This window comes from Aquabacter sp. L1I39 (genome assembly GCF_017742835.1).
Lineage (GTDB): Bacteria > Pseudomonadota > Alphaproteobacteria > Rhizobiales > Xanthobacteraceae > L1I39.
Genome location: NZ_CP072392.1, coordinates 1,629,051 through 1,655,242 on the forward strand (window position 1 = coordinate 1,629,051; position 26,192 = coordinate 1,655,242).

Consider the following 26,192-nt stretch of genomic DNA (forward strand, 5'->3'; position numbering starts at 1 on the left):
GGCACAGATGAATCAAATGACAGTTTTTTCGTCATTCATGAAATTCATGCATCTGGCGGATCGCGATCCTCCCCCGCCTTGCCCCTGCGCCGCGCCTTCAGCCGCGCGCGCACCAGATCCAGCAAGGCGCTGGCGGCGGGGGACAAAGGCGTGCCGCGCTTGGTGAAGACAACCAAGGTGCGGGTGATGGAGGGGTTGCGCAGGGGCAGCAGGGCGAGGCCGGAGAGCCGATTGCGCTCCAGCGCCAGATCGGGAACGACGGTGAGCCCGATGCCGGCCTGCACCATGCTCACCGCCGTCTGGATGTGCTGCACCTCATAGCGCCAGTTCAGCGCCTCCCGACGGCTGCCCAGCGCATCGTCGATCAAGGCGCGGTTGCCCGCCTGGGGGCTGATGCGGATGAGCGGCACGCCTTCCAGCGCGCTCCAGCTGGCGCTCCCTTCCGTCACCAGGGGGTGCCCCTTGGGGCACAGGAGCACGAACTGCTCCTTGCGCAGCGGCGTCATGTCCAGGTCCCAGACGGCGGCGGTGACGATGCCGATGCCGAATTCGGCCGCCCCCGCCCTCACCAGGCCGGCAATCTCGGAAGCGGAATTGTCATAGACCTTCACCGCCACGCCGGGATGAAGCTCCGCGAAGGTCTTGAGCGCGTGCGGCAGATGGCTTGCCGCGATGGTGGGCAAGCAGCCGATGGCGATGCGCGCCTCATGCCCCCGCGCCTTCTCGCGCAGGGTCTCGATCTCCCCTTGCAGCGCGGAGAGCGCGGTGCGGGCCTTGGGAAGGAGCGCCTCGCCATCGGGGGTGAGCGTGACCTGCCGGGTGGTGCGGATGAGCAGGCGCACGCCCAGATCATCCTCCAGCTTGCGCAGGCGATGGGAGAGCGCGGTCTGGGACAGGTTGAGATGGGCCGCCGCCCGCAGGAACGAGCCGCGCTCGGCAATGGCGAGGAAGGCCTGGAGGCCGAGGAAATCGATCCGCATGCCCTTTGCTTGGCACGGGGCGGCGGGCTTGGAAAGACGGGCGTTGGAAAGACGGGGCTAAGCGAGGTCGCGCCGCTCCAGCCTCACATAGGTCACCGGCGCCTCGTCGCCCGGCGCCTGGACGGAACCCTCCACGGCCACCTCGCGCCAGACCGCCGGATCATAGGGCGGCAAATGCACGTCGCCCTCGGGGGAAAGGTGCACGCGGGTCAGCTCCACCCGCCGGGCCACGGGCAGCGTGTCGGCAAACACCTGACGGCCGCCAATGACCATGATGGCGTCCGCCCCCATCTCGCCCGCCGCCGCCCGCGCCAAGGCGAGCGCGTCCTCCAGCGTGCGCCCCACCCGCACGCCCTCGGGCGCCGTGAAGGACGGGTCGGCGCTCACCACGACGGAGATGCGCCCCGGCAAGGGCCGGCCAATGGACTGGAAGGTCCGCCGCCCCATGAGCAGCGGCTTGCCCCAGGTGAGGGCGCGGAAGCGCTTCAAGTCCGAGGGCAGGCGCCAGGGCAGTTCCTGCCCGCGCCCGATCACCCCATTCTCGCCCACCGCCACCACATGGACGAGGGGCAGGTCCCGTTCAGGCATGGGCATGGGGCGCCTCCAGTCCGGCGAGGGCGGCCTTGGCGGCCGCAAGGCCGGTGAGGTGGGCGCCGTGACAGGTGGAGAAATCGTGCAGGGACACGGCTTCCCCAGCGAAATGGATGCGCGCGTCGAACGGTTCCGACAAGCGCGCCCGCAGGTGCGCCTTGCCCGGCAAGGCGCAGGAATAGCCGCCGCCGATAAGGGGATCGGCGGTCCAGGAGGTGGCGCGGGTTTTCACGATATGCCGGCGCACATCCGCGCCGAAGGCCCGCACCAAAGCCTCCACTGCCTCGATGGCCAGCGCCGTCTCGCCCTCAGCCACCAGGCGCGCGGCGGAGGGGCCGGCCAGGTGCGCCACCACAACGGGCTGTGCGCCGGGCAGGATCTGGAAATTCACCGGGGCACGCTCTGAATTGGTGCTGTCGAAGGTGCTGACCCCGGTGCGCTCGTCAAAACCGAACAGGTCGCGGTCGAAGCCGATGGCCACCTTCTCCACCACGCCCAGCGGCAAGGCGGCGAACGCGTCCTCCAGCTCCACCGGAAAGCCCGGCCGCACCGCGATGGCACCCCGCGCCAGCACGCTGGTGGGCACGGCGAGGATCACCGCCCGTGTCCGCACCGTGCCGTGCGCGGTGGTCAGCACCAGATCGCGGCCGGAACGGTCGATGGCGGTGACGGGGCAGTTGAGCGCCACCGGCACGCCGGCGCCATGGGCCGCCACCAGGGCGCCATAGCCCTCCAGCACGGGCCAATTGTGCCCGGTGTCCGAATAGGCCGCATAGTCGGCGGTGGAAATGTCCTCGGGAAACGCCGCCGTGATGAGGGAGAGCCAGTGCCGCACCAAGGGTGCCCAGCGGCCGGCATCGGGGATCACCTCGGTGGCCGCCACATCCTGCCCCGCCTTGCCGGCGGCGATCATGGCATCGAAGGCGCCATCCAGCAGGCTGGCGGCCTGCGCCACCTCCTCGCCATTGGCCCAGCCGGGGCCGGTGTGCACATGGCGCAGCAGCGGCCGCTCGCGCTTGAGATAGGAGAAGCCCAGGCGGTCGGCGATGGGCGCGAAGGGATTGCGGTCGGCGGAGTGCAGCCAGTGGCAGCCCAGATCCCAGGGTTGGGCGAAGCTGGTGGCATCCGTAAAAGCGCGCCCCCCGATGCGGCCGGCGGCCTCGAACACGGCAAAGCGCACGCCGGCACCCTGGAGCACGGCGCCCGCGGCAAGTCCCGCCGCGCCCGCGCCGATGACGGCCACATCAAGGTCTTGCACGGCATCACCTGAGGGGTTGGACGGGCCGGCCGGTCAGGCGTTCACTTCTTGCGGAAGACGTCGAGGCGCACCACTTCCGCGCCCGCCTGGGGCTTGTCCTCGCCACTCTGTTCCTTGGCGGGCTCGTTCTTGGCGGTGACCTTCTCGGCCTCGCCATCGGCCTTGCGGGCGCTGGCGAGCGCCGGCTCGGACGCGGCGCCCCGGATGGAACGGATGGGAGAGGCGGTCGGCAGGGGCGTAGGCGCGGCGGCGGAATTGTCTTCCTCCGGCGCCGGCTCCTCGCTGGCCTCGGCCTCCGCGATCTCGAACTGGAGGCCGAACTTCACGGACGGGTCGAAGAAGCCCTTCAGCGCAGTGAACGGCACCAGCAGACGCTCGGGCACGCCGCCGAAGGACAGGCCCACCTCGAAGGCGTGCTCGGTCACGTTCAGGTCCCAGAACTGGTGCTGGAGCACGATGGTCATCTCTTCCGGATACTTCTCCCGCATGCGCGTGGAGAGCCGCACGCCGGGGGCGCGGGTGTCGAAGGAGATGTAGAAATGATGATCGCCCGGCAGGCCGTCGCGCGCAGCGTCCACAAGCACCCGGCGGACCACGCCGCGCAAGGCTTCCTGGGCGAGAAGATCGTAGCGGATATGATCGACCGACGACATGGGGACGTTTGAACTTTCCGGGCGTGGGCTTCGGCCGGAAGACCCCTGCGCATTCCCCGCAGGACCGGTGGTTCCGCCCCTCCGGCGAATGGGCGAACGGCCCATTCCCCTCCTTCAGGTCCGGCCGGGCCCGGAAGGAAGTGGAGGCTTCTGTTGCCAGGTGCCTCCGAACCCCGCCTAGCCAGTGCTACCCGGTAGGACTTTTATTTCGGTACCTTTACCGCTCACGCGGCAACGGCAACCGGAGCATAGTTGTCATTCGCAACTATAGGTCGGCCCGATATCGGCGGAACCATGCCGAGCGAAAGAAAGCCCTTTACACCCTCGTCGATCCTGGTTCGCCCCCGCCGGAGCCCGCGCGCGTGCGCTTCACGGGCTCTGGTGGAGGCGCCGGGTACTGCCCCCGGGTCCGAAAGGCTTATTACGACAACCATTTATCGCCATAGCCGGCTTGCGCCGGCCCCATGAATATAGGCGGGGCCGGCCTGCGATGAAAGGGGCGCGCCCGCTTTTCCCCGCGACGCATGCGTCAGCGGTGCCAGGGCACCTTAGGACGAGGAGTCGTCCGACAGCGGATGAAGGTCTCGGACCATGGCTTTCAGGCGTTCGTCCAGCACATGGGTATAGATCTGGGTGGTGGAAATATCCGCATGCCCCAGCAGCGTCTGCACGATGCGCAGGTCCGCCCCATGGGCCAGGAGATGGCTGGCGAAGGCATGGCGCAGCACATGGGGGGAGAGCTTGGCGGGGTCGACCTCCGCCGCCACCGCCAGGTCCTTCAGCTCGCGCCCCGCCTGCTGGCGGGTCACGTGGCCGCTGGCCGCGCCGGAGGGAAACAGCCACTTGGTGGCCTCCAGCCCCGCCGCCACCCGCGCGGCCAGATACTCCGCCATGGCCGTTTTGGCGGCGCTGCCCAGCGGCACAAGCCGGTCCTTGCTGCCCTTGCCGGTGACCACGATGGCATCCGCCCGGCTGCGGGCGGCGCTGGCCGGCAGGGCCACCAGCTCGGAGACGCGCAGGCCGGTGGCATAGAGCAATTCCACCACGGTGAGGGTGCGCAGGCGCCGCAATCGCTCGGCGGGCGTGCCGGGCTCCTGGGCGCGGGCATGGGCGGTGGAGATGAGGCGCGTCACCTCCTCCTCGGTGAGCACCTTGGGCAGCGGACGGCCGCGCTTGGGGCCTTCCAGCACCGCCGCCGGATCGTCCCCGCGATGGCCTTCCGCATAGAGGAAACGATGGAATTGCCGAAGCGCCGAGAGGCGGCGGGCGACCGTGGTCGCCTTCATGCCGCGATGGGAGAGATCGGCCAGATAGGCCCGAAGGTCGCTGGTATCCGCCTTGTCCACCGCGACGCCGCGGGTGGCGAGGAACTGGCCGAGATCGGCCAAGTCCCGGCGATAGGCGTCCAGCGTATGGGGGCTCGCCGCCCGCTCCACCGCCTGCATATCCAGGAACAGGGCCAGCGGCCCGGCCGCGCTCATTTGCTGTAGCGGTCGTTGGGCACCGTGAAGGTCACGTCGCGGGAGATGGGCTGCACCTTGTTGGCAAGCCAGTAGGCCCCGCCATAGATGCCTCCGGCGAGGACGAGGATGACCACAAGGAGCCGGATCAGGCTGGGCAAGACTGCCTCTTTAGCTTCCCGCGAATCGCTTGCGCCGTGCGCCCTTCACAGGTGACATGGTGCGGCGCGGCTTTCAACCGCCATTGCCGCGCCGAAAGGGGGGTGCTATCGGCCTGCCCCACGGGCGCCGTTGAGCCGGCGCAGCAGGAGGACGGTGGTGACGGGTCCCTCAGCGACGGACAGGCCGGATGCGGCGGCCGAGGCGCTTCTGGCGCGGCTCGGGCGGCGCTGCATCGTGCTGGTGGGCATGCCGGGCGCCGGCAAGTCCTCCGTGGGCCGCCGCCTCGGCAAGCGCCTCAACCTGCCCTTCCTGGATGCGGACGAGGAAATCGTGCGCGCCGCCGGCATGAGCATTCCCGAAATTTTCACCCAGCACGGCGAGGCCGAGTTCCGCGAGGGCGAGAAGCGCGTCCTTGCCCGCCTGCTCCAGAACGGCCCCACCGTGGTCGCCACCGGCGGCGGCGCCTATATGAATGCCGAGACCCGCGCCAACATCTCCCGCTACGGCATCGCCGTGTGGCTCCATGCGGACCATGCCACGCTGCTGCGCCGGGTGAAGAAGCGCACCGACCGTCCCCTGCTCGCCCAGGGCGATGCGGGCGAGCGCCTCGCCGCCCTCCAAGCCGAGCGCGAGCCGGTCTATGCCCTGGCGGACCTCACCGTCGAATCCCGCGACGTGGTGCACGAGACGGTTGTGGAAGACGTGATCACCGCTCTTCTGCGCCACACGCAAGGTCCCGCCCCAACCGGTGACGCGCCCAACGGCAACGCCCCCTTGGGGGACACCAGCGGCTCCTGACGCCGCCTTTCGTTCAAGGAAGTCTTATGCCTGACGCCGCAGCCGCCCGCCCCGCCGAGCCCCGCCTGGTGCGCGTGGACCTGGCCGGGCGGCCCTATGACATCGCCATCGGGCCGGGCCTCCTCGCCGAGATCGGCCCGCGCATCGCCGCTCTGCGGCCGGGCGCGCGGGTGGCCATCGTCACCGACACCCATGTGGCCGGCCATCATCTCAAGACGGTGGAGGCCTCGCTCGCCGCCGCCGGCATCCCCTCCTCCGTCATCGAGGTCACGCCGGGCGAGAAGACCAAGGGCTATGCGGGCCTCGAACAGGTGACCGAGGGCCTGATCGCCGCCCGCATCGAGCGGCGCGACCTGGTGTTGGCGCTGGGCGGGGGCGTGGTGGGCGATCTCGCCGGCTTCGCCGCCGCCGTGGTGCGCCGGGGCGTCGACGTGGTGCAGGCGCCGACCACCTTGCTCTCCCAGGTGGATTCCTCCGTGGGCGGCAAGACCGGCATCAATTCGCCCCAGGGCAAGAATCTCATCGGTGCCTTCCACCAGCCGGTTCTGGTGATCGCCGACACCGCCACCCTCGACACGCTCCCCGCCCGCGAGGTCCGCGCCGGCTATGCGGAGGTGGCCAAATATGGCCTGCTTGGCGATGCGCCCTTCTTCGAGTGGCTGGAGCAGAATGGCCGCGACGTGATTTCCGGCGGCCCCGCGCGGGTGGAGGCGGTGGCCGCCTCCTGCGCCGCCAAGGCCGCCATCGTCGCCCGCGACGAGAAGGAGACCGGCGACCGGGCCCTGCTCAATCTCGGCCACACCTTCGGCCATGCGCTGGAGGCGGGCGCCGGCTTCTCCCAGCGCCTGCTCCATGGCGAGGCGGTGGCCATCGGCATGGCGCTGGCCTTCTCCTATTCCGCGAAAATGGGCCTGTGCTCGGGCCAGGATGCGGTGCGCGCCACCCGCCACCTGGAAGCGGTGGGCCTGCCCACCCGCATCGCCGACGTGCCGGGCGACTTGCCGGACACGGACGGCCTCATGGCCCTCATCGCCCAGGACAAGAAGGTAAGCCGGGGGGCGCTGACCTTCATCCTGGTGCGCGGCATCGGCGCCGCCTTCATCGCCAAGGATGTGGACGCCGCCTCCATCCGCGCCTTCCTGGACGAGATGCGCGCGGCCTGAGCGGTCAGGCCGCCCCACGCAGCGCGTGTTCCGACAGATCGGTGATGCGCGCGCCGGTGCCGGTGAGCGGATTGTCGGGATCATAGGCATAGTCGAGCGTCTCGAATCGCATGGAGAGCGCGTCGATCATCAGGAGCTTGCCCACCAGACCCTCGCCGAAGCCGACAATGGCGCGGATGACCTCAAGGGCCGCGAGCGAACCGGCGATGCCCGCCAGCGCCCCCAGCACCCCCGCCTCCGCGCAGGGCGCAACCGTGCCGGGCGGCGGCGGCTCGGGGAAGAGGCAGCGATAGGTGGGATAAAGCGTGCCGTCCGGCCCCCTCTCAAAGGGCTTCAGGGTGGTGATGGTGGCATCGAAGGTGCCGAGCGCGGCGGTCACCAAGGTGCGGCCGGCGAGCGCGCAGGCGTCCGATACCAGATAGCGGGTGGCGAAATTGTCCGAGCCATCCAGCACCACGTCCGCCGCCGAGATCAGCTCCATGGCATTGGCGGGGGTGAGGCGGGTGGCGTGGAGCGTCATGTCCACATGGGGATTGAGCGCGGCGACGCGGTCGCGGGCGCTCTCCACCTTGGGCCGGCCGATATCGGGCGTGCCGTGGATCACCTGCCGCTGGAGATTGGAGAGGGACACCTCGTCATCATCCACCAGCGCGATATGCCCCACGCCGGCGGCGGCGAGGTAAAGCAAGGCCGGCGCGCCGAGGCCGCCGGCGCCCACCACCAGCACGCGGGCGGATTTCAGTTTCTGCTGGCCGGGCCCGCCCACGTCACGCAGCACGATGTGCCGGGCGTAGCGCTCGATCTCCTCCGGTGAAAACGCCATGAAATTACAAGTCCTTCACTGGCCCGCGCGGCAAGGCCGGGGCCTTTGTGCATCATCCCGGCCCTGAAGGCCGGATCAGGGCGCCGCGCGCCGTTCGCTCTCCTGCGCGGCGAGGCCCTCGGCGAGGGCGAAACCATAGAGAACGAGGCACGGCCCTTCCGCCCCCTCGGCCACCGCTCTCTCCACCGCCTCCGCAAGGCCACCCAAGGGGGCGCTGACCACCACCTCCTGCGGCCGGCTGACGGAAAACACCGCCAGCGCCGGCACCTGCGGGTCGATGCCGGCATCGATGAGCCGGCTTACAAGCTCCGCCAAAGTGCGGCGGGGCATATAGACCACGGTGGTGGCGGCCGGGTCGGACAGGGCCTTGAAGTCCAGGTCCTCCGGCAGCTTGCCGTTGCGGGCATGGGCGGTGACCAGTTGCAGCCGCCTCGCATGGTCGCGATGGGTCAGCGAGGTGACGAGCCGGCTCGCCGCGCCCTGGGGCGAGGAAATGCCGGGAACCACTTCCACCGGAATGCCGGCGCGGCGGCAGGCGGTGATCTCCTCCCCCGCCCGGCCGAAAATCATGGGGTCGCCGCCCTTCAGGCGCACCACGCGGCGGCCCTCCTTGGCCAGCGACACCATCAGCGTGTTGATGTCGCTCTGCTTGCAGGAGGGGCCATAGCCGGTCTTGCCCACCAGCATCTTCTTGGCCTCGCGGCGGGCGAAATCCAGCACCTCGCCGGAGACGAGGTCATCGTAAAGCACCACCTCGGCGGATTGGAGGGCGCGCACCGCCTTGAGCGTCAACAGCTCGGGATCGCCCGGCCCGGCGCCCACCAGCACCACCGAGCCGGTCTCAGGCGCGGTGCGCTCGGTTTCGGCGAGCGCGATCAGTTCGGCCCGGTCCCGCTCGTCGGGCGCCCGTTCGGGGGTGGCGAGCGCGCGGGCGGTGAAGGCTTCCCAGAAATGCCGGCGGCCGTGGAAGGAGAGGCCCAGCTGCGACACCGCTCCCCGCCAGCGCTGCGCCGCCTGCGCCCACCGGCGGAACCCCAAAGGCAGGATGGCCTCGATCTTCGCCCGCACCGCCTGCCCGAAGACCGGGGCGGCACCATCGGTGGAGATGCCCACCACGAGGGGCGAACGGTTGACGATGGCCCCGAAAGCAAAGTCGCAGAAGGCCGGCTTGTCGATCACATTGACCGGGACACCCGCTCCTTTGGCGGCGGCGCGGAAGGCCTCCGCCTCCCCGTCATCCTCGGCATCGGCAATGGCAAGGGCCGCGCCTTCAAGGTCGTGCCCTGTCCAGGCCCGCTCGATCAGGTGGATGACGCCCTCGCGCCCCTCGTCCGGCTGCGCCATCTCGGCGGCCAGCGTCACCATCTCGGCGCAGGGATGGGCCGCATAGACCTTCACCACCGCCCCGGCGGCGCACAGAAGCTCGGCCTTCCACACGGCGGGCGGCCCGCCGCCGGCCACCACCACCGGCTTGCCGGCCAGCGCAAAGAAGACCGGCAGCCGCGCCAACGCATCCATGCGCCCGCTCGCCGTGGGGCGCGGGGCGCGGGGGGGAAGGATCTTGTCGGCCGGTGGGGCCATGTCGTCGTCCATGTCTTAAATTCAGGCGCTTCTCTGCGGTGCTTATAGCGCCACTTCCACAAATGTGCGGCGGCGGGGGTAACTTCGCAAGCCAATGAGGGCTCCTTGCCCGCATTCAGGTCCAAGCCTATAATTTGAAATCATGCAAGAAACGGGTGGGGAAGCCGTGAAGGTTTTTCTGAGCTGGAGCGGGGCCCAGAGTAGGCAACTCGCGCGGATCCTGAAGGATTGGCTTCCGAATGTACTGCAACATTGCGAACCTTGGATGTCCGATTGCGACATTTCAGCAGGTGAGCGCTGGAGCGTCGAAATCGGGCGCAACCTTAGCGAATGCAACTTCGGCGTAATCTGCGTTACACGAGAAAATATTCAATCTTTATGGATTGCATTTGAGGCTGGAGCGCTTTCAAAGTCGCTGACTGATAGCGCCGTAGTTCCGCTCCTGCTCAACCTTGAATATTCAGACATTCAAGGACCATTAACGCAATTCCAATCGATAAAATGCACAAAAACAGACATACTAAAGCTTTGTACTTCAATCAATTTGAAATCCGAATTCCAGATTTCCGAGCCGATTTTGAACACAGCAATTAACGCACACTGGAGCAGCCTTGAAGATCGGCTGACGCACATCACTCCAGAAATGGAGGACCATACACCCAAACGGGACACAAGAGATATTCTTGAGGAAATACTAAATCTCGTCCGCATCATTGACCAGAAAACTGAACAGTCCACGGCCGCAAATATCAACACTCTCGCCCGTTACAATGAGTGGAGCCACCTCCTCGGCTTGGACGACGTGTCGGCAAGTCATATAAAAGGAGACGATCCCAAGAACCAAACGAAACGCATCTCTGATTTCTATAGGATTAAAGATAAAAGCGCTGAAGAATTTTGGAAAAATAACATAAAAGAATCGGTATCAGGCTCTGAATTAGTTGATGCATTGAGAGAACTGATACTTAACACTTCCAAGGAAAAGGGGTGACGTGAGTTGCGCGGCAGCGCAAGGTTTCTGATAGCGCAGCTCCACTCGCCAGTGTGCGCAGGAGGCCAGTGACCGCTCACACCAGCCTGAGCACATCTCACCAAGGATCCCGCCTTGCCCGGGACAAGCCCGGGCATGACGTTTCGAGGGATCGACGAGCCTCTAAACAGAGTGCCTAACCCCCTCAGTGCGCCTCGTCCCAATTGTCCGCCGCGCTCGCCTCCACCTTTAGCGGCACGGCCAGCGACACCGCCGGCAGCGCCGCCGTTTCCATCACGTGGCGCACCAAGGGCAAGGTGGCGCCCACTTCCGCCTCGGGCACCTCGAACACCAGTTCGTCATGCACTTGCAGGAGCATGCGGGCGGAGAGGCCGGCCTCCTCCAGCGCGCCTTCCATGCGGATCATGGCGCGGCGGATGATGTCGGCGGCGGTGCCCTGGAGGCGGGCATTGATGGCGGCGCGTTCGTTGAAGGCGCGCACGGAGGGGTTTGAGGCGGCGATGTCGGGATAATGGCAGCGGCGGCCGAACAGGGTCGTCACATAGCCATGCTCGCGGCAATAGGCCTTGGTCTCGTCCATATAGGCGCGGATGCCGGGGAAGCGCTCGAAATAGCGGCGGATATAGAGCCCGGCCTCCTCGCGCGGAATGCCCAGCTGGTTGGCGAGGCCAAACGCCGAGATGCCATAGATGATGCCGAAATTGATGGCTTTGGCCCGGCGGCGCACCTCGCTCGGCATGCCCTCCACCGGCACGCCGAACATTTCGGAGGCGGTCAGAGCGTGGATGTCGAGCCCGTCCTTGAAGGCCTGCCGCAAGGAGGGGATCTCGGCGATCTCGGCGAGCAGCCGCAATTCGATCTGCGAATAATCCGCCGAGACCAGCTTGTAGCCCTTCTCCGCCACGAAGGCGCGGCGGATGCGGCGGCCTTCCTCGGTGCGGATGGGGATGTTCTGGAGGTTGGGCTCGGAGGAGGACAGGCGCCCCGTCGTGGTGGCCGCCAGGGCGTAGGAGGTGTGCACCCGCCCCGTACGGGGGTTCACATAGCCGGGCAGCGCGTCCGTATAGGTGGAGCGCAGCTTGGCGAGCTGGCGCCAGTCCAGGATCTTCTTGGGCAGGGGATGGCCGGCCTCGGCCAGTTCCTCCAGCACATTGGCCTTGGTGGACCAGGCGCCCGTGGGGGTCTTGGTGGCGCCGGGCAGGCCCATGCGGCCGAACAATATGTCGCCGATCTGCTTGGGCGAGCCCACATTCAGCCGCTCGCCGGCAATCTCGGCGATCTCATCCTCGATGCGCGCCGCGCCCTGGGCGAACTCGCCGGAGAGGCGCGAGAGCAGCGTGCGGTCGATGGAGACGCCCCGCGCCTCCATGCGGCCGAGCACCGGAATGAGCGGGCGCTCCAGGGTCTCGTAGACCGTGGTCATGCCGTCCGCCGGCAAACGGGGCTTCAACACCCGCCACAGGCGCAAGGTCACGTCCGCATCCTCGGCCGCATAGGCGGTGGCGGCCTCCAGCGGCACCTTGTCGAAGGTGATCTGCCCCTTGCCCTTGCCCGCGACCTCTGTGAAGGCGATGGGCTGATGGCCGAGATGGCGCACCGAGAGGTCGTCCATGCCGTGATTGGTGCGGCCGGCATCGAGCGCATAGGACATGCACATGGTGCAGTCGAGGGGCGCGACCTCAATGCCATAGCGGGCAAGGATGGCCGCGTCATACTTGACGTTGTGGCCGATCTTCAGCGTGCCCACGTCCTCGAACAGGGGCTTCAGGAGCGCCAGGGCATCCTGGAACGGGATCTGGTTGGGCAGCCGGCCCTCGCTGAAGAGCCCATCCCCCGCCCCCACATGGGCGAGCGGAATGTAGCAGGCCACATTGGGCGCCAGCGCCAGGGAGACGCCCACCAGATCCGCCTGCTGGCTGTCGATGCCGGTCGTCTCCGTGTCGAAGGCCACATAGCCCTGGTCGCGGGCGCGGGCGCACCAGTCGGCCAGCTCCGCCGCACTGCTGAGCATGGCGTAGCGGGAGCGGTCCACCTTCTCCGCGCGGGCCTCGGCGGCGCGGGCGGCCACGAGGTCGGAAGGCGAGAGAAGCTGCGGGCGGCCGGAGGGGGCCGGCGCGGCGCCAGCGGCGGGCGCGGCAGCAGCGGCCGGGGCCACCGGCTCGGCGGGGCCGGCGGGCAGAGCGGGAACGGCACCGCCGCCGGGGGAGAGCAGCGGGTCGGGCTCGATCTCGCCCGCCTCCACCCCATAGGCCTCGGCCACGCGGCGGGTGATGGTGGTGAATTCCATGGCTTTCAGGAAGGCGACGAGGCGCTTCGCGTCCGGCTCCTCGAGGACGAGGTCCTCCAGCGGCACTTCCACGGGGACCGCGCAATCCAGCGTCACCAGGCGCTTGGAGATGCGGGCCTTCTCCTGGTTGGCAGGGTCGAGCAGCGATTCGCGGCGCTTGGGCTGCTTGATCTCGCCGGCGCGGGCGAGCAGCGATTCCAGGTCGCCATAATCCTGGATCAGGGTGGCGGCGGTCTTGATGCCGATGCCGGGCACGCCGGGCACATTGTCCGTGCTGTCGCCGGCCAGCGCCTGCACGTCCGTGACCTTCTCCGGCGGCACGCCGAAATAATCCACCACCTCCTGCAGGCCGATGCGCCGCTCGGGACGCGCCCCGCGCCCGCCCGCCTCGCCGGAGGCCGGGTCATACATGGCCACCCGCTCGCCCACGATCTGCATCAGATCCTTGTCGGCGGAGACCACCAGCACGTCAGCGCCCGCCTTGGCGGCCTGGACCGCATAGGTGGCGATAAGGTCGTCGGCCTCAAAGCGCGCCATTTCCACCGGGATCAGGCCGAAGGCCTTGACCGCCTCGCGCATGAGGGGGAATTGGGGAATCAGTTCGTCCGGCGGATCGGAGCGGTTGGCCTTGTAGTCGGGATAGATTTCCTTGCGGAACGAATCTTCCGACTTGTCGAAGATGATGGCGAGGTGCGTCGGGCGGATACCCACGGCCCCCTCGCGAATGAATTGCAGGAGCTTGGTGCAGAACAGGCGCACCGCCCCGGTGGGCAGCCGGTCCGAACGGAAATTGTACTTCCGGTCCTGGTTGATGGACTGGAAATAGGCCCGAAACACAAAGGACGAGCCATCGACCAGGAACACATGGTCGCCGGGCTTGATCGGGCGGGGGGCAACAGACATCGGGGCATCCTGCGAAACGGTGCGCACGATGCCCGACCCTCCCGCCGCAAACAACCCTTGCTGTCCCTCTCCCCGCGCCCGCCGGGGTCAGCCGATGGTGCGCAGGGGCTTTTCCAGCACGGCCAGCACGCGGGGCAGTTCAGGCCCGCGCTTCAAAATCAGGCCGGTCTGGGAGATGACGCTATAGGCGCCCTGCTTGCGGGCGAGCTTGGGGTCCTTCTCGATGCGGTAGAGCGGCACGTCCATGGCGCGCCGGAAGATGGAGAAGACCGCCTTGTCCTTCAGGAAGTCGATGGCATAGTCCCGCCACTCGCCGGCGGCCACCATGCGGCCGTAGAGGTCGAGGATGCGGTCCAGCTCCCGCCGGTCAAAGGTGACGCGGGCGGGCGCGGGAGGAGCGGGGTTGGCGTGGGCGGGAGCGGCCGGAGATGCGGCGGCGGTGCGTATGGGTTCGACGTCTCCCATCGGGCCTCCTTCTTCAGGCGATCACGCGACCTCTTTGCAGGGAGACGGACTGCCGATCCTCCCGGGTCGCCTCTGCGATCCGAAGGCTTCGGATGCGGTGGCTGCCGCCATGATCGGCCCGATGGGCCATGCTGGCAAGGGCGATCGGGAGCCGGCTGAAAAGGCGATCACGGGGTCGTCAACGAAAATCACACTCTCGTCCCAATTGGGCCATGCCCTCGCCGTCGCCGGGGGCGAACTTCATACCCGTAGCAGGGCCGGTTCGCCGCCGCTCCGGTCTATCCCAGCCCCCCAGCCCCCCGGGGCGGTGCAGCGGACCGGCCACTGCTACACACTTCAAGATGGTACCCCTTCCTGAAAAGGTCGCTTCGGCGGCCTTTTTTCTTGTCCGGCGCACCTCTGGCGGCGCTCAAGGCAACGTGTGCCCGCGCCGGACGGCGCGGGTCGCCAGACCTCAGGATGGGAGGAGGGATCAGGGCAGCGCGAGCTTGGCGGCGCCGAGGATGGGGCCGGGCGCGCCGGGGGAACCGCTCTGCACCATCACCACCACCTGATCGACGCCGTCCTGCTGCAGGCGGCTCATGTCCACCTCATAGCGGGCGGCGGTGCCGGTCCAGGGACCGAGGCGAATCCAGCCGCGCACGATATTGGTGTAGGTGACGGTCTTGCCCGCATTCTCACCACGCCCGATGGACACCGCCTGGCTGGCAATGACCGGGCAGACCCACACATCAGCGGAAATCTCGGACGCGACCGGCACATGGGCGGTGCCGGTGGGGGCCGGCTCGCCTGCGGTGGCGCTGGCGCCTTCATGCCCCTTGGCGGCAGGCAGCTCGATGACCAGTGCGTCCTTCTCCCGCGTCAGCTTCACCGGCACGGAGAGCACGGTCTGTCCGGTGCGCTCCCGGGAGATGGCCTTTTCCACCGCGCGCCGGTCGCTGCCCTTGGCGGCGACGACCCCGTCCACCACCATTTGCGGCGTATAGATCATGCGGTCGCCGCGCAGGTCCGCATAGGCGCGCTGGCGCAGCGAATGGCCGTGCTTGGCCAGCGTGTCCTTCCAGCCCACATAGTCCCAATAGTCCACCGCCAGGGTGAGTGCGATCACCTGCGGATCGGTGGCAAGCTCGGAGAGCAGCGTGTCGGCGGGCGGGCAGGAGGCGCAGCCCTGACTGGTGAAAAGCTCGACCACCGCCTTGGGCTTCAGGTCGTCCGCGCGTGCCGCGCCACCCTGCAGGGCGGCCGCGAGCGAGAGGGCCAAGAGAAGGGAACGGGCGCGGAACGGGCTCATCTGCGGCGGTTCGACCTTTCAACGACGGGATGCCCAGGCTTAGGCCCCCGCCGGGGGAGAGGCTACTCACTTCGCAGTGAGAGGGCGCCCGAAACCTGCTGCCAAACTCCACCCGACGGGCAGGCAAACTGCTCTGCGACGAAGCGGCTACAGCCCTATTTAATGAACCGTATTATCTCGTCGTGATCATTTGCAGAGAATACATTTTGCAGAAACTCATTGAGGTCAGAGGGATCAGGATCCCACCTCCGACCATATACTCGCTCATCCCAAGTCTCATAATCATCGGGTGTTTCAGACAATATAACTCCAATTCCATAATGATCCGCTAAATCAATAATGCGAGCCGACTCTATACTTCTATTAAATTCATCATTAGTGCAGTTAAAAATCAAATAAGATCTATTAACATATTGGCGATGTGAAAGAGCTTCAAAAACACCTTCCACGCCTATTTTTTGGCGCGGCTTTATTTCAAATGAAATTATATCAATTATTGTATTTTTGAGAAACTTAAATTTTTGCATTGCGATCATTGAGATGTCGGGCCGGGTCCACTTTCCACCGGTGGTTTTTCGACCGCCATTCGCTGTATTTCTCGTAATGCAAGAGTAGTATCCTTCAGATCGACTCCAATTTTTATCGATCTGATCGAGCATCGGCTTATAAAGTGCAGACTCCGGACCCGCAGCTGCGGCCACATCTGGGGCGACGCAGGGCGTCCCGTCAAGACCAACACTTTGGGTGTCGTCTTGACTTTCCCTGGAAACCACAGAATCTCTCGTATCCAAAATCACAGCGGGCGGAATTATTGTCTTTCCGCCGGGACCACCATGTGCTTTCAGAATTTGGCCATTTGCCAAAAGTTGATTGCGTATTTTTAGGAATTTTTCTTTATCCCAACCAATTTTTTCCCTCAACTTTCGACTATTTACATCCCCCCCAAGATCACGCAAACACTCGAGAAAGATATCCTCATCATTTAACTGCAAGGGTTCTTCGACTTCAGTTGGCATTTGGCACCCATTCAAGCTTAAATACACAGAGAAAAGTGAAGGCCAACGCAGTTGCAATGGTCGCAAATTAGCAACTTTTGATTGAGTTTGTAGTCAAGAAAAAGGCGGCGCCCGCAGGCGCCGCCGTCCGCCTCACGCCGCGAGCGAGCGCAGCACGTAGGGCAGGATGCCGCCGTTGCGGAAATAGTCGAGCTCGTCGAGCGTATCGATGCGGCAGATGAGCTCCACATTCTCCACGCGGCCGTCGGCGAACTTGATCTCGGCGGTGAGCATCTGGCGGGGCTTGAGGTCGCCCTCGATGCCCTTGAGGGTGACGATCTCGTCGCCCTTCATGCCCAGCGTCTGCCAGCTCTCGCCGTCCTTGAAGACCAGCGGGACAATGCCCATGCCCACCAGGTTCGAGCGGTGGATGCGCTCGAAGGACTGGGCCACCACGGCGCGCACGCCCAGCAGCTTGGTGCCCTTCGCCGCCCAGTCGCGCGACGAGCCGGTGCCGTATTCCTTGCCGGCGAACACCACCAGCGGCACGCCCTCGGACTTGTAGAGCATGGCGGCATCATAGATGGGCATCTGCGCGCCATCGGGATAGTGGATGGTCACGCCGCCTTCCACGCCCGGCACCATCTGGTTCTTGATGCGGATGTTGGCGAAGGTGCCGCGCATCATGACTTCGTGGTTGCCGCGGCGGGTGCCGTACTGGTTGAAGTCCACCGGGCGGACCTGGTGCTCGATCAGGTACTGGCCGGCCGGGGAAGCCTGCTTGATAGAGCCGGCGGGCGAGATGTGGTCGGTGGTGATGGAATCCAGGAACAGGCCCATGATGCGGGCATCCAGGATGTCCTTCACCGGAACCGGCTCCTTCGTCATGCCGACGAAGTAAGGCGGGTTCTGCACATAGGTGGAGCTGTCCTGCCAGGCATAGGTCTGGCCGGTGGGCACTTCGATCTTCTGCCAGTTCTCGTCGCCCTTGAAGACGTCGGAATACTTTTCCTTGAACATCTTCTTGGTGATGTTCTCACGGATATAGGCGGCGATCTCCTTGTTGGAGGGCCAGATATCCTTGAGATAGACGGGCTCGCCATCCTTGCCCGTGCCCAGCGGCTCGGTGGTCAGGTCGATCTGGAGCGAACCGGCGATGGCATAGGCCACCACCAGAGGCGGGGAGGCGAGGTAGTTCGCCTTCACGTCGGGGTTCACGCGGCCTTCGAAGTTGCGGTTGCCGGAGATCACGGCGCCGGCCACCAGATCGTTCTTGTTGATGGCCTCGGAGATGGCTTCCGGCAGCGGGCCGGAATTGCCGATGCAGGTGGTGCAGCCGAAGCCCACCAGGTTGAAGCCCACCTTGTCCAGGTCTTCCTGGAGGCCGGAGGCGTTCAGATAGCCTTCCACCACCTGGGATCCGGGCGCCAGCGAGGTCTTCACCCACGGCTTGCGGGTCAGGCCCTTCTTCACCGCATTGCGGGCGAGCAGGCCGGCCGCGATCAGCACCGAGGGGTTGGAGGTGTTGGTGCACGACGTGATGGCGGCGATGGTCACGTCGCCATGGCCGAGCGTGAAGTCCTCACCGGTGACGGGCACGCGCTTGGCCGCCTCGCCGGGCTTCTTGAACTCGCCTTCCAGGGCGGCGAGGAAGCCGGTCTTGCTCTCGGAGAGCAGAACGCGGTCCTGCGGACGCTTCGGGCCGGCCATGGAGGGCAGCACGGTGTCGAGGTCCAGCTCCAGCGTGTCGGTGAACACCGGATCGGGAGTGTCCTTCTTGCGCCACATGCCCTGGGCCTTGGAATAGGCCTCCACCAGGGCGACGCGGCTGTCCTTGCGGCCGGTCTCGTCGAGATAATCAATGGTCTCGCGGTCCACCGGGAAGAAGCCGCAGGTGGCACCGTATTCGGGGGCCATGTTGGCGATGGTGGCGCGGTCGGCGAGGGAGAGGTGCTCCAGGCCCGGCCCGTAGAATTCCACGAACTTGCCCACCACGCCCTTCTTGCGCAGCATCTGGGTGACGGTGAGCACCAGATCGGTGGCGGTGATGCCCTCGTTGAGCTTGCCGAACAGCTTGAAGCCGATCACCTCGGGGATGAGCATGGAGATGGGCTGGCCCAGCATAGCCGCCTCGGCCTCGATGCCGCCCACGCCCCAGCCGAGCACGCCCAGGCCGTTCACCATGGTGGTGTGGCTGTCGGTGCCCACCAGCGTGTCGGGATAGGCGACCGTGACCTTGTGGCCGTCAATCTCTTCCTTCCGCGTCCACACGGTCTGGGCGAGATATTCCAGGTTCACCTGGTGGCAGATGCCGGTGCCGGGGGGCACGACGCGGAAATTGTCGAACGCGTTCTGGCCCCACTTCAGGAAGCGGTAGCGCTCCTGGTTCTGCTTGTATTCCTCGTCCACATTCTTCTTGAACGCGGCGTTGTCGCCGAAATAATTCACGATCACCGAGTGATCGATGACCAGATCCACGGGAACCAGCGGGTTGATGCGCTCGGGATCACCGCCGAGATTGACCATCGCGTCACGCATGGCCGCCAGGTCCACCACCGCCGGGACACCGGTGAAGTCCTGCATCAGCACGCGCGCCGGGCGATAGGCGATCTCGCGCTCGGCCTTGCCGCGGGAGACCAGCCATTCGGCCACCGATTGCACGTCTTCCTTGGTGACCGAGCGGCCGTCCTCGAAGCGGAGCAGGTTCTCCAGCAGCACCTTCATGGAGAAGGGCAGGCGGGACACCCCCGTCAGACCATTTTTCTCGGCCGCTTCAAGGCTGTAATAGACGTATTCCTTATCGTCCACCTTGAGGGTGGTGCGGCACTGGAAGCTGTCGAGGGAAGTCACGGCGGGTAGTCTCCGGTTCGATGATCGACCGACGCAATACGGCCTCGGAAACCGGGAGAGTGGTGCCCGGCCACCTTGGACGGTGCGGTTCAGCCGCTTTATAGAGCCATTTCAAAGCGCGGTCATGCGCTAAGACGAGCGAATGTGCAATGCATCTAAAGCGGGATCTGCCATGCCCCGAGGCCATGCCCTGGTCGGATGTGCTCCTGTGCGCCGAGGACCTCGCGCTGCAGCGGGGACTTCGCCTGCTCTTTTCGGGCCTAAGCTTTTCCGTGCGCTCCGGCGAGGCGCTCATTGTGGTGGGGCCGAACGGGGCGGGCAAGTCCTCCCTGCTGCGCGTCATGGCCGGGCTTTTGGGCGCCAATGCGGGCCGGGTGCGGCTGGAGGGCCTGCCCGGAGAGACGGCGCAAGGCGAGCACGTGCACTATCTCGGCCACCAGGACGCGGTGAAGGGTGCCCTTTCGGTGGCCGACAATCTCACATTCTGGCGTGACGTGCTGGGGTCCCCGGGCCTTGCCGTGGACGAGGCCCTGGACGAAGTGGGCCTCGGCGGCCTCGGGCGCCTGCCGGCGGCGGTGCTCTCGGCCGGCCAGAAGCGGCGCCTCGCCATCGCCCGGCTGCTGGTGGCCCGCCGGCCGGCCTGGATCCTGGACGAGCCCACCACCGCCCTCGACGTGACCGCCCAGGCGCGATTCGCCGCACTGGGGCGCGATCACCTGGCCGCTGGCGGCCTCATCCTCGCCGCCACCCACGCCCCCCTCGATCTGGGCGAAACCGCCCGCGAACTTCCCATCGGGAGGCCGGCATGATCGCCGCGTTCCTGGCGCTGGTGCGCCGCGACCTCGCCTTGGCCCTGAAAGCCGGCGGCGGCGCGGGGCTCGGCGTCGTCTTCTTCCTCTCGGTGGTCACCATCGTGCCCTTCGCGGTGGGGCCGGACATGATCCTGCTCGCCCGCATCGGCCCGGCGATTTTATGGATCGGCGCCCTGCTCGCCTCCCTCATCGGCCTGGAGCGCCTGTTCGCCCAGGATGTGGAGGACGGCACCCTGGATGTGCTGGCCGGCGCGGTGCTTCCTTTGGAACTGGTGGCCGCCGCCAAGGGCCTCGCCCATTGGATCGCCACCGGCCTGCCTCTGGTGGTGGCCGCCCCGGTCCTGGCCCTGATGCTGAACCTGGAACCCACCGCCATCGGCGCGGTGGTGGCCACCCTCCTGGTGGGCACGCCCGCCGTCACGGCCCTCGGCCTCATCGGCGCCGCCTTTGCCGGCGCCTTCCGACGGGGCGGGCTGCTCATCGCGGTGCTGGTGCTGCCCTTGGCGATCCCGGTCCTCATCTTCGCCGTCTCGGCCACCTCGGCGGCGGTTTCCGGCCCCGTGCCCTTCGGCACGCCGTTCCAGATCCTGCTGGGCCTTGCCTTATTCGCCTTGGTGCTGGGCCCGGTGGCGGCGGCGGCCGCGCTCCGGGCGGCGCGATAAGGGCTTCCGCACCGCTCATTTCGGCGCGGGGGCGGGCGCATCCGTGTGGGCGCGTACCAACTCCCGCAGGCGCGCCTTGTCGACCTCCAGCCCCAGTGCGGCCTCGGCGCGGTCGAGGGCCATGCGGGATTGCAGCCGCGCGGCAGCCTTGAAGGCGTCGTCGCCCATGCGGGACAAGGCCAGCAGGCATTTCTGCAACCGCAACTGCACCTCGATCAGGCCCGCCCCATCGCGCGCCATCAGCATGAAGCTGTCCTCGAACAGGTCCGCCGTCTTAAGGGGCGGCACATGGATGCGGGGAAACTCCGGCCCCTCCCCCTCGCCGTCCCGCTCCTGCGCGGGGCCGTCTGCCCAGAGGCTAAGGAGCCGCGTCACCCGGCCGATCACGTCGATGGCCGTGCCCGCATCATTGACGCCGGGCGAGAGCGCGCGGCAGCCGATCTCGCTCATCACCGCCAGGCCAAAGCGTGGGTCCTGATCGAAGGACCGCTCATCCCCCAGCGAGAAGGCGGCGCAGACGGCCGCCTGCAGGTCGTCGGCCTCCTCCGGCTTGCGCGAGTCCACCTTGCCGGGGTGGAGGATGTAAGCCAGCGGCACATGGGGGTAAACGAAGGTGCCCGGCACGGCGTTGAGCACCATGTCGGTATCATACTCCTCGCACAGCCGGGACAAAGCGGGCATGTCGATGTGCAGGATGTAGCCGATCCTGTCCGCCAGCACGGCCAAGGCACTGGCGGGCGGCGCCTTGGCCTCCGCGCGCAGGGGCGTCCCGCCCAGGCACGGGTCGCGCAGGCGGGCCTTGATGGCGCGCCGGGTGGCGTCCTCCACCCGGTCGGTGGTCTCCCCCACCCGCCCGAGCCGGGTGAGATGGTCGATCCAGCGCAGCAGCGAGACCACCACCAAAGCGATGACCGCGATGGTGACCACGAACAGCACCACGCGCCCCCGGTCGCCATAGGCGCCGGTCTTCAACACGATGAGCCCGACAATGCTGAACAGGAAGGAGCCGATGAAGGTGGCGAGCACATTCTGCGTCAGCGGGTCCTCAATGAGGAGCTTGGTGGCCCGGGGCGTCACATTGCTGGTGGCCGAGCCATAGGCCGAGACCATGACGCTCAGCGAGAAGGTGGTCACCGAGAGCATGCTGGAGGCGATGATGGCAAGCAGGCTGTCCACCGCGTCGGAGCCGATGCTGCCGGGAATGGTCCAGGGAATATAGCGCTCCGCCACCGCCGCGAGCATGGCGGCCAGGATGCCCAGCACCCCCAGCAAGGTGGCGCGCACCCAGAGCCGCCGGGTCAGTTGTGCCATCAACCATCGCCATTTGGGCATGCCAGCCTCCGTCCGGTGGGACCATACCGGAGATGAAGGCCGGGGGTGACTGTCTTGATCCATCGGCAACGCGGGCGCGACCGTTCTGCGGATGAATATACCTCTCACGGAATAAAAAGCTGAAGCATAGCCGTTCCGGCGCCCAGGTCTTCTTCGCGCAACGACGTCCCGCTGCACATCCCGGCGGCCGAAAATCAGCCGCCTCCCGCACCCTCTGCTTCACATTGCGCCCGCATGCCCGAAGCGGGGCAGGCCTTTCTTCGCGCCCTTTGCAAAAGTGGAAAGCCCGTTTGCAGAAGCTGCCTTCCGCCGCGCCGCGATCGCGGCTATCCCTACGTCACATCCATTCGGGCATCGGCCTTTCACGCGCCGCGGGGGCGGACGTGGAACGGGCGGCCTGCCCCGCGACGGGGCTCTTGCGGCGGCCACCGGGCCACCGCAGGACCACCTGTTTTCAGGCAGAGAGCATTTCCAAAGAAACGGGAACCGGTCCGCGTGGCGGAAATGCATTGGCGCTCTCAAGACACGGAGTGACGGCACCATGGCGGAGCAGTCGGGATTCGACCTGGTGCAGGCGGTGGCCGTGCTGGGTGCGGGCGTGGTGGGCGCGCCCTTGTTCAAGCGCATGGGCTTTGGCTCGGTTCTTGGATACCTGGCGGCGGGGCTGGTGCTTGGGCCCTTCGGCGTACGGATGGTGACCGAGCCCGAGGCCATCCTGCATTTCGCCGAGCTGGGCGTGGTGATGTTCCTCTTCATCATCGGCCTGGAAATGCGCCCGGCGCGCCTGTGGAGCCTCAGGCGCGAGATTTTCGGCCTGGGCGCCGCGCAGGTGCTGGCCTGCGGGGCGCTATTGACCGGGATCGGGGTGCTGGCAGGCCTCTCCGCGCCCGTGGCCTTCATCGCCGCCATGGGCTTCGTGCTCTCCTCCACCGCCGCGATCATGCAAATCCTGGATGAGACCGGGGAGACCTCCACCCCCGCCGGCCAGCGGGCCGTCTCCATCCTGCTGCTGGAGGACCTGGCCATCGTGCCGCTGCTGGCCTGCGTGGCGCTTCTGGCGCCGGCCGGTCCCAGCACCGGCGCATCGGGCTGGATGACGCTGGCGATCGCGGTCGGGTGCGTGGCCGCCGTGGTGGCGGTGGGGCGCTGGCTGCTGAACCCGCTCTTTGCCTTGCTCGCCGCCGCCCGCGCCCGCGAGATCATGACGGCGGCCGCCCTCACCGTGGTGCTGGGCACGGCGCTCCTCATGCAGGTGTCCGGCCTCTCCATGGCCATGGGGGCGTTCCTGGCCGGGGTGCTGCTCTCCGGCTCCTCCTTCCGCCATCAATTGGAGGCGGACATCGAGCCGTTCCGGGGGCTGCTGCTGGGCCTCTTCTTCATGGCGGTGGGCATGTCGCTGGATGTTGGCGTGGTCATCAGCCAGTGGATGCTGGTGGCGGCGGCGGTCGTCGCCTTCATGGTGGTGAAGGCCATCGGCATCTGCGCCGTGGCGCTGCTGTTCGGCGCCGACAAGCACGAGGCCATCAACCGCGCGGCCTTGTTCGCCCAAGGCGGGGAGTTCGCCTTCGTGCTGTTCGCGGCGGCGGCGGGCGCGGGGCTGTTCGACCCCATGACCCACGCCATCATGTCCTCCACCGTCATCCTCTCCATGGTTCTGACCCCGCTCACCGTGCTCGCCGCCCGCCGCCTCGTGCCAGCCAAGGCCGTGGACACGCACGGGCTGGAGGTGCCGGACGGGCTCACCGGCTCGGTGCTGCTGGTGGGGTTCGGCCGGTTCGGGCAGGTGGCCTCACAAGGGCTGCTCGCGCGGGGGCTGGAGGTGACCATCATCGACCGCGACCCGGAGATGATCCGCAACGCCACCAAGTTCGGCTTCCGCGTCTATTATGGCGACGGCACCAATCTCGACGTGCTGCACGCGGCCGGCGCCCACACCGCCCGGCTGATCGCGGTGTGCGTGAATGACCGCCACGCCGCCAACCACATCGTCGCCGTGGTCAAAAGCACCTTCCCCCATGCCGGCCTCATGGTGCGCGCCTATGACCGGCAGCATGCGGCGGAATTGGTGCACGCCCAGGTGGACTTCCAGCAGCGCGAGACCTCCGAATCCGCCTTCGTCTTCGGCCAGGCGGCGCTGGAATATCTCGGCCTGTCGCAAGAGGAGGCCGGCGAGACCATCGCCGACATCCGCCGCCGGGATGCGGAGCGCTTTGCGCTGGAACTGGCGAGCGGGCCCTATGCGGGCATGGGGCTCCTGCATTTCAACGCGCCCAAGGCCGAGCCGGTGCCCTTCGTGAAGCCGCTGAAAGCCGCCAAGGCGCTGAACCTTGAGGCGGAGCGCATCGCCGCCGCGCCGGCGCCTGACGCATCGTAAGGAGAGAAAGGGTATCCGCGGGGGGATGGGGAAAGCCCCGACTCGCGCTATATGAGCCCCCATGACGGCCATGCTGCGCGTTCACTCCCTCTCCAAGACCTATGCTTCCGGCCACACCGCGCTGCGCGACGTGTCGCTGGAGGTCAAGAAGGGCGAGATCTTCGCCCTGCTCGGCCCCAACGGGGCCGGCAAGACCACGCTCATCTCCATCATTTGCGGGCTGGTGAACGCCACGTCGGGCACCATCAGCGTGGACGGGCACGACATTGCGGCCGACTACCGCGCGGCGCGCTCCATCATCGGCCTGGTGCCCCAGGAATTGACCACCGAGGCGTTCGAGAGCGTGGTGGCGACCGTGAACTTCTCCCGCGGGCTGTTCGGCAAGGGCCGCAACCCGGCGCTGGTGGAGAAGATCCTGCGCGACCTGTCGCTCTGGGACAAGAAGGACGCCATGATCCGCACCCTGTCGGGCGGCATGAAGCGGCGCCTTCTCATCGCCAAGGCCCTCGCCCACGAGCCGCGCCTTCTCTTCCTCGACGAGCCCACCGCCGGCGTCGACGTGGAATTGCGCCGCGACATGTGGCGCGTGGTGCAGCGGCTGCGGGAAAATGGCACCACCATCATCCTCACCACCCACTATCTGGAAGAGGCCGAGGAAATGGCCGACCGGGTGGGCGTGATGCGCAAGGGCGAGCTCATCCTGGTGGAGGAGAAGGCCGCCCTCATGCGCCGGTTCGGCCGCAAGCAATTGACGCTGGATCTGGCCGCCCCGCTCGCCGCCGTGCCGGATGCGCTCGCCCATCACGGGCTGGTGCTGGCGCCCTCGGGGCTGCAGCTGACCTATTCCTATGAGGAGGCGGGCGAGGGCACGGCCATTGCCGATTTGCTGCGGGATCTTTCCGCCGCCGGCATCGCCTTCAAGGATCTCGCCACGCGGCAAAGCTCGCTGGAAGACATTTTCGTGGACCTGGTGCGAGAGGGCGCCCGATGAACCTTCATGCCATCCGCGCCATCTATCATTACGAGATGGCCCGCACCGGGCGCACGCTGCTGCAATCGGTGGTCTCGCCCGTCATTTCCACCGTGCTCTATTTCGTGGTGTTCGGCACCGCCATGGGCTCCCATGTGGGCCATATCGATGGGGTGAGCTTCGGCGCCTTCATCGTGCCGGGGCTGATCATGCTCACGCTGCTCACCCAATCCATCGCCAATGCCTCGTTCGGCATCTATTTCCCGCGCTTCACGGGCACCATCTACGAACTGCTCTCGGCCCCGGTCTCGCCGTTCGAGATCGTGACCGGCTATGTGGGCGCGGCGGCCACCAAATCCGTGATGATCGGCCTCATCATCCTCGCCACCTCCGCCCTCTTCGTGCCGGTGCAGGTGATGCACCCGGTGTGGATGGTGGCCTTTTTGCTGCTGACGGGCCTCACCTTCTCGCTGTTCGGCTTCATCATCGGCCTGTGGGCGGATGGGTTCGAGAAGCTGCAGATGATCCCCCTGCTCATCATCACGCCTTTGACGTTCCTCGGCGGCAGCTTCTATTCCATCGACATGCTGCCGCCGGCCTGGCGCACGGTGAGCCTCTTCAACCCCGTGGTCTATCTCATCTCCGGCTTCCGCTGGAGCTTCTACGGCATCTCGGACGTGGGCGTGGAGATCAGCCTTGCCATGACGCTGGTCTTCCTGGCCGTGTGCCTCTTCACGGTGCGGTGGATGTTCAAGACGGGGTATCGGTTGAAGAGTTGAGGGGGAGACACG

The 26,192-nt window shown here is 66.7% G+C and carries 22 protein-coding genes and 1 other RNA gene; 8 read left to right on the forward strand and 15 right to left on the reverse strand.

The window, feature by feature from the left end; translation table 11 throughout:
• Positions 1-44 precede the first annotated feature (44 nt).
• The 7 genes from J5J86_RS07035 to J5J86_RS07065 form a co-directional block, all read right to left on the reverse strand.
• Complete coding sequence (locus J5J86_RS07035; protein ID WP_209104157.1) at positions 45-980, reverse strand: LysR family transcriptional regulator; 936 nt, start codon at positions 978-980, stop codon at positions 45-47.
• 57 nt (positions 981-1,037) lie between these two features.
• Positions 1,038-1,574 carry a dihydrofolate reductase gene (locus J5J86_RS07040; RefSeq protein WP_247658183.1) on the reverse strand — a complete coding sequence of 179 codons (537 nt, stop codon included), beginning with the start codon at positions 1,572-1,574 and terminating at the stop codon, positions 1,038-1,040.
• Positions 1,561-2,829: a flavin monoamine oxidase family protein gene (locus J5J86_RS07045; protein WP_209104159.1), complete on the reverse strand. Its 1,269-nt coding sequence runs from the start codon at positions 2,827-2,829 to the stop codon at positions 1,561-1,563. Before J5J86_RS07045 ends, J5J86_RS07040 begins: the two co-directional genes overlap by 14 nt.
• A 41-nt stretch (positions 2,830-2,870) precedes the next feature.
• Positions 2,871-3,482, reverse strand: a complete 612-nt coding sequence (locus J5J86_RS07050) for an SspB family protein (protein WP_209104161.1) — start codon at positions 3,480-3,482, stop codon at positions 2,871-2,873.
• Positions 3,483-3,621: 139 nt separating this feature from the next.
• Positions 3,622-3,982: a transfer-messenger RNA gene (gene ssrA / locus J5J86_RS07055) on the reverse strand.
• Between the two features lie 48 nt (positions 3,983-4,030).
• Complete coding sequence (locus J5J86_RS07060) at positions 4,031-4,963, reverse strand: site-specific tyrosine recombinase XerD (protein WP_209104162.1); 933 nt, start codon at positions 4,961-4,963, stop codon at positions 4,031-4,033.
• Positions 4,960-5,103: a histidine kinase gene (locus tag J5J86_RS07065; RefSeq protein ID WP_209104164.1), complete on the reverse strand. Its 144-nt coding sequence runs from the start codon at positions 5,101-5,103 to the stop codon at positions 4,960-4,962. Before J5J86_RS07065 ends, J5J86_RS07060 begins: the two co-directional genes overlap by 4 nt.
• A 157-nt stretch (positions 5,104-5,260) precedes the next feature.
• Here J5J86_RS07065 and J5J86_RS07070 point away from each other — a divergent pair, with 157 nt between their 5' ends.
• Positions 5,261-5,902, forward strand: a complete 642-nt coding sequence (locus tag J5J86_RS07070; protein WP_247658185.1) for a shikimate kinase — start codon at positions 5,261-5,263, stop codon at positions 5,900-5,902.
• 26 nt (positions 5,903-5,928) lie between these two features.
• A complete protein-coding gene (aroB, locus tag J5J86_RS07075; RefSeq protein WP_209104168.1) occupies positions 5,929-7,065 on the forward strand; it encodes a 3-dehydroquinate synthase in 1,137 nt (378 codons plus the stop codon).
• Positions 7,066-7,069: 4 nt separating this feature from the next.
• On the opposite strand, the gene J5J86_RS07080 is transcribed toward aroB, so the two are convergent.
• Positions 7,070-7,888 carry a HesA/MoeB/ThiF family protein gene (locus tag J5J86_RS07080; protein ID WP_209104169.1) on the reverse strand — a complete coding sequence of 273 codons (819 nt, stop codon included), beginning with the start codon at positions 7,886-7,888 and terminating at the stop codon, positions 7,070-7,072.
• A 75-nt stretch (positions 7,889-7,963) separates the two neighbouring features.
• Complete coding sequence (gene cysG, locus J5J86_RS07085; protein ID WP_247658187.1) at positions 7,964-9,481, reverse strand: siroheme synthase CysG; 1,518 nt, start codon at positions 9,479-9,481, stop codon at positions 7,964-7,966.
• A 130-nt stretch (positions 9,482-9,611) separates the two neighbouring features.
• Here cysG and J5J86_RS07090 point away from each other — a divergent pair, with 130 nt between their 5' ends.
• A complete protein-coding gene (locus J5J86_RS07090; RefSeq protein WP_209104171.1) occupies positions 9,612-10,460 on the forward strand; it encodes a toll/interleukin-1 receptor domain-containing protein in 849 nt (282 codons plus the stop codon).
• 184 nt (positions 10,461-10,644) lie between these two features.
• Here the strand turns inward: J5J86_RS07090 and polA are convergent, their stop codons facing one another.
• The 5 genes from polA to acnA form a co-directional block, all read right to left on the reverse strand.
• Positions 10,645-13,650 (reverse strand): DNA polymerase I, encoded by a 3,006-nt coding sequence (polA, locus tag J5J86_RS07095; RefSeq protein WP_209104173.1) that lies wholly within the window; start codon positions 13,648-13,650, stop codon positions 10,645-10,647.
• Positions 13,651-13,737: 87 nt separating this feature from the next.
• A complete protein-coding gene (locus J5J86_RS07100; protein ID WP_209104175.1) occupies positions 13,738-14,115 on the reverse strand; it encodes a DUF2794 domain-containing protein in 378 nt (125 codons plus the stop codon).
• 472 nt (positions 14,116-14,587) lie between these two features.
• Positions 14,588-15,406: a DUF1223 domain-containing protein gene (locus tag J5J86_RS07105; protein ID WP_209104177.1), complete on the reverse strand. Its 819-nt coding sequence runs from the start codon at positions 15,404-15,406 to the stop codon at positions 14,588-14,590.
• 155 nt (positions 15,407-15,561) lie between these two features.
• Positions 15,562-16,422: a hypothetical protein gene (locus J5J86_RS07110; RefSeq protein WP_209104179.1), complete on the reverse strand. Its 861-nt coding sequence runs from the start codon at positions 16,420-16,422 to the stop codon at positions 15,562-15,564.
• A 132-nt stretch (positions 16,423-16,554) separates the two neighbouring features.
• Complete coding sequence (gene acnA / locus J5J86_RS07115) at positions 16,555-19,251, reverse strand: aconitate hydratase AcnA (RefSeq protein ID WP_209104180.1); 2,697 nt, start codon at positions 19,249-19,251, stop codon at positions 16,555-16,557.
• Between the two features lie 185 nt (positions 19,252-19,436).
• Here acnA and ccmA point away from each other — a divergent pair, with 185 nt between their 5' ends.
• Together ccmA and ccmB are read left to right on the forward strand one after the other, a co-directional pair.
• The gene (gene ccmA, locus J5J86_RS07120) at positions 19,437-20,060 is read left to right on the forward strand and encodes a heme ABC exporter ATP-binding protein CcmA (protein WP_247658189.1); all 624 of its coding nucleotides are present in this window, start codon (positions 19,437-19,439) and stop codon (positions 20,058-20,060) included.
• Complete coding sequence (gene ccmB / locus J5J86_RS07125) at positions 20,060-20,725, forward strand: heme exporter protein CcmB (protein ID WP_209105286.1); 666 nt, start codon at positions 20,060-20,062, stop codon at positions 20,723-20,725. The genes ccmA and ccmB overlap by 1 nt, the downstream gene beginning before the upstream one ends.
• 15 nt (positions 20,726-20,740) lie before the next feature.
• Here the strand turns inward: ccmB and J5J86_RS07130 are convergent, their stop codons facing one another.
• On the reverse strand, positions 20,741-22,036 hold the full coding sequence (locus J5J86_RS07130) for a DUF2254 domain-containing protein (protein ID WP_247658193.1): 1,296 nt from the start codon (positions 22,034-22,036) through the stop codon (positions 20,741-20,743).
• Between the two features lie 562 nt (positions 22,037-22,598).
• Between J5J86_RS07130 and J5J86_RS07135 the strand changes: the two genes are divergently transcribed.
• From J5J86_RS07135 to J5J86_RS07145, 3 genes are all read left to right on the forward strand, one after another.
• Positions 22,599-24,431, forward strand: a complete 1,833-nt coding sequence (locus J5J86_RS07135) for a monovalent cation:proton antiporter-2 (CPA2) family protein (protein ID WP_209104184.1) — start codon at positions 22,599-22,601, stop codon at positions 24,429-24,431.
• 61 nt (positions 24,432-24,492) lie between these two features.
• On the forward strand, positions 24,493-25,422 hold the full coding sequence (locus tag J5J86_RS07140; RefSeq protein WP_209104186.1) for an ABC transporter ATP-binding protein: 930 nt from the start codon (positions 24,493-24,495) through the stop codon (positions 25,420-25,422).
• Entirely contained in the window at positions 25,419-26,180 is a 762-nt protein-coding gene (locus J5J86_RS07145; RefSeq protein WP_209104187.1) for an ABC transporter permease, read from the forward strand. Before J5J86_RS07140 ends, J5J86_RS07145 begins: the two co-directional genes overlap by 4 nt.
• Positions 26,181-26,192: the final 12 nt, after the last annotated feature.

Excerpts from the sequence above, each read along its gene's own strand:
- aroB (WP_209104168.1), top strand. The coding sequence starts at position 5,929 with ATGCCTGACGCCGCAGCCGCCCGCCCCGCCGAGCCCCGCCTGGTGCGC.
- cysG (WP_247658187.1), bottom strand. The coding sequence starts at position 9,481 with ATGGACGACGACATGGCCCCACCGGCCGACAAGATCCTTCCCCCCCGC.
- J5J86_RS07110 (WP_209104179.1), bottom strand. The coding sequence starts at position 16,422 with ATGCCAACTGAAGTCGAAGAACCCTTGCAGTTAAATGATGAGGATATC.
- J5J86_RS07100 (WP_209104175.1), bottom strand. The coding sequence starts at position 14,115 with ATGGGAGACGTCGAACCCATACGCACCGCCGCCGCATCTCCGGCCGCT.
- J5J86_RS07040 (WP_247658183.1), bottom strand. The coding sequence starts at position 1,574 with ATGCCCATGCCTGAACGGGACCTGCCCCTCGTCCATGTGGTGGCGGTG.
- J5J86_RS07050 (WP_209104161.1), bottom strand. The coding sequence starts at position 3,482 with ATGTCGTCGGTCGATCATATCCGCTACGATCTTCTCGCCCAGGAAGCC.
- J5J86_RS07060 (WP_209104162.1), bottom strand. The coding sequence starts at position 4,963 with ATGAGCGCGGCCGGGCCGCTGGCCCTGTTCCTGGATATGCAGGCGGTG.
- J5J86_RS07145 (WP_209104187.1), top strand. The coding sequence starts at position 25,419 with ATGAACCTTCATGCCATCCGCGCCATCTATCATTACGAGATGGCCCGC.
- J5J86_RS07140 (WP_209104186.1), top strand. The coding sequence starts at position 24,493 with ATGACGGCCATGCTGCGCGTTCACTCCCTCTCCAAGACCTATGCTTCC.
- J5J86_RS07130 (WP_247658193.1), bottom strand. The coding sequence starts at position 22,036 with ATGGCACAACTGACCCGGCGGCTCTGGGTGCGCGCCACCTTGCTGGGG.
- J5J86_RS07135 (WP_209104184.1), top strand. The coding sequence starts at position 22,599 with ATGGCGGAGCAGTCGGGATTCGACCTGGTGCAGGCGGTGGCCGTGCTG.
- ccmA (WP_247658189.1), top strand. The coding sequence starts at position 19,437 with ATGCCCTGGTCGGATGTGCTCCTGTGCGCCGAGGACCTCGCGCTGCAG.
- polA (WP_209104173.1), bottom strand. The coding sequence starts at position 13,650 with ATGTCTGTTGCCCCCCGCCCGATCAAGCCCGGCGACCATGTGTTCCTG.
- J5J86_RS07105 (WP_209104177.1), bottom strand. The coding sequence starts at position 15,406 with ATGAGCCCGTTCCGCGCCCGTTCCCTTCTCTTGGCCCTCTCGCTCGCG.
- J5J86_RS07080 (WP_209104169.1), bottom strand. The coding sequence starts at position 7,888 with ATGGCGTTTTCACCGGAGGAGATCGAGCGCTACGCCCGGCACATCGTG.
- J5J86_RS07035 (WP_209104157.1), bottom strand. The coding sequence starts at position 980 with ATGCGGATCGATTTCCTCGGCCTCCAGGCCTTCCTCGCCATTGCCGAG.
- J5J86_RS07090 (WP_209104171.1), top strand. The coding sequence starts at position 9,612 with ATGCAAGAAACGGGTGGGGAAGCCGTGAAGGTTTTTCTGAGCTGGAGC.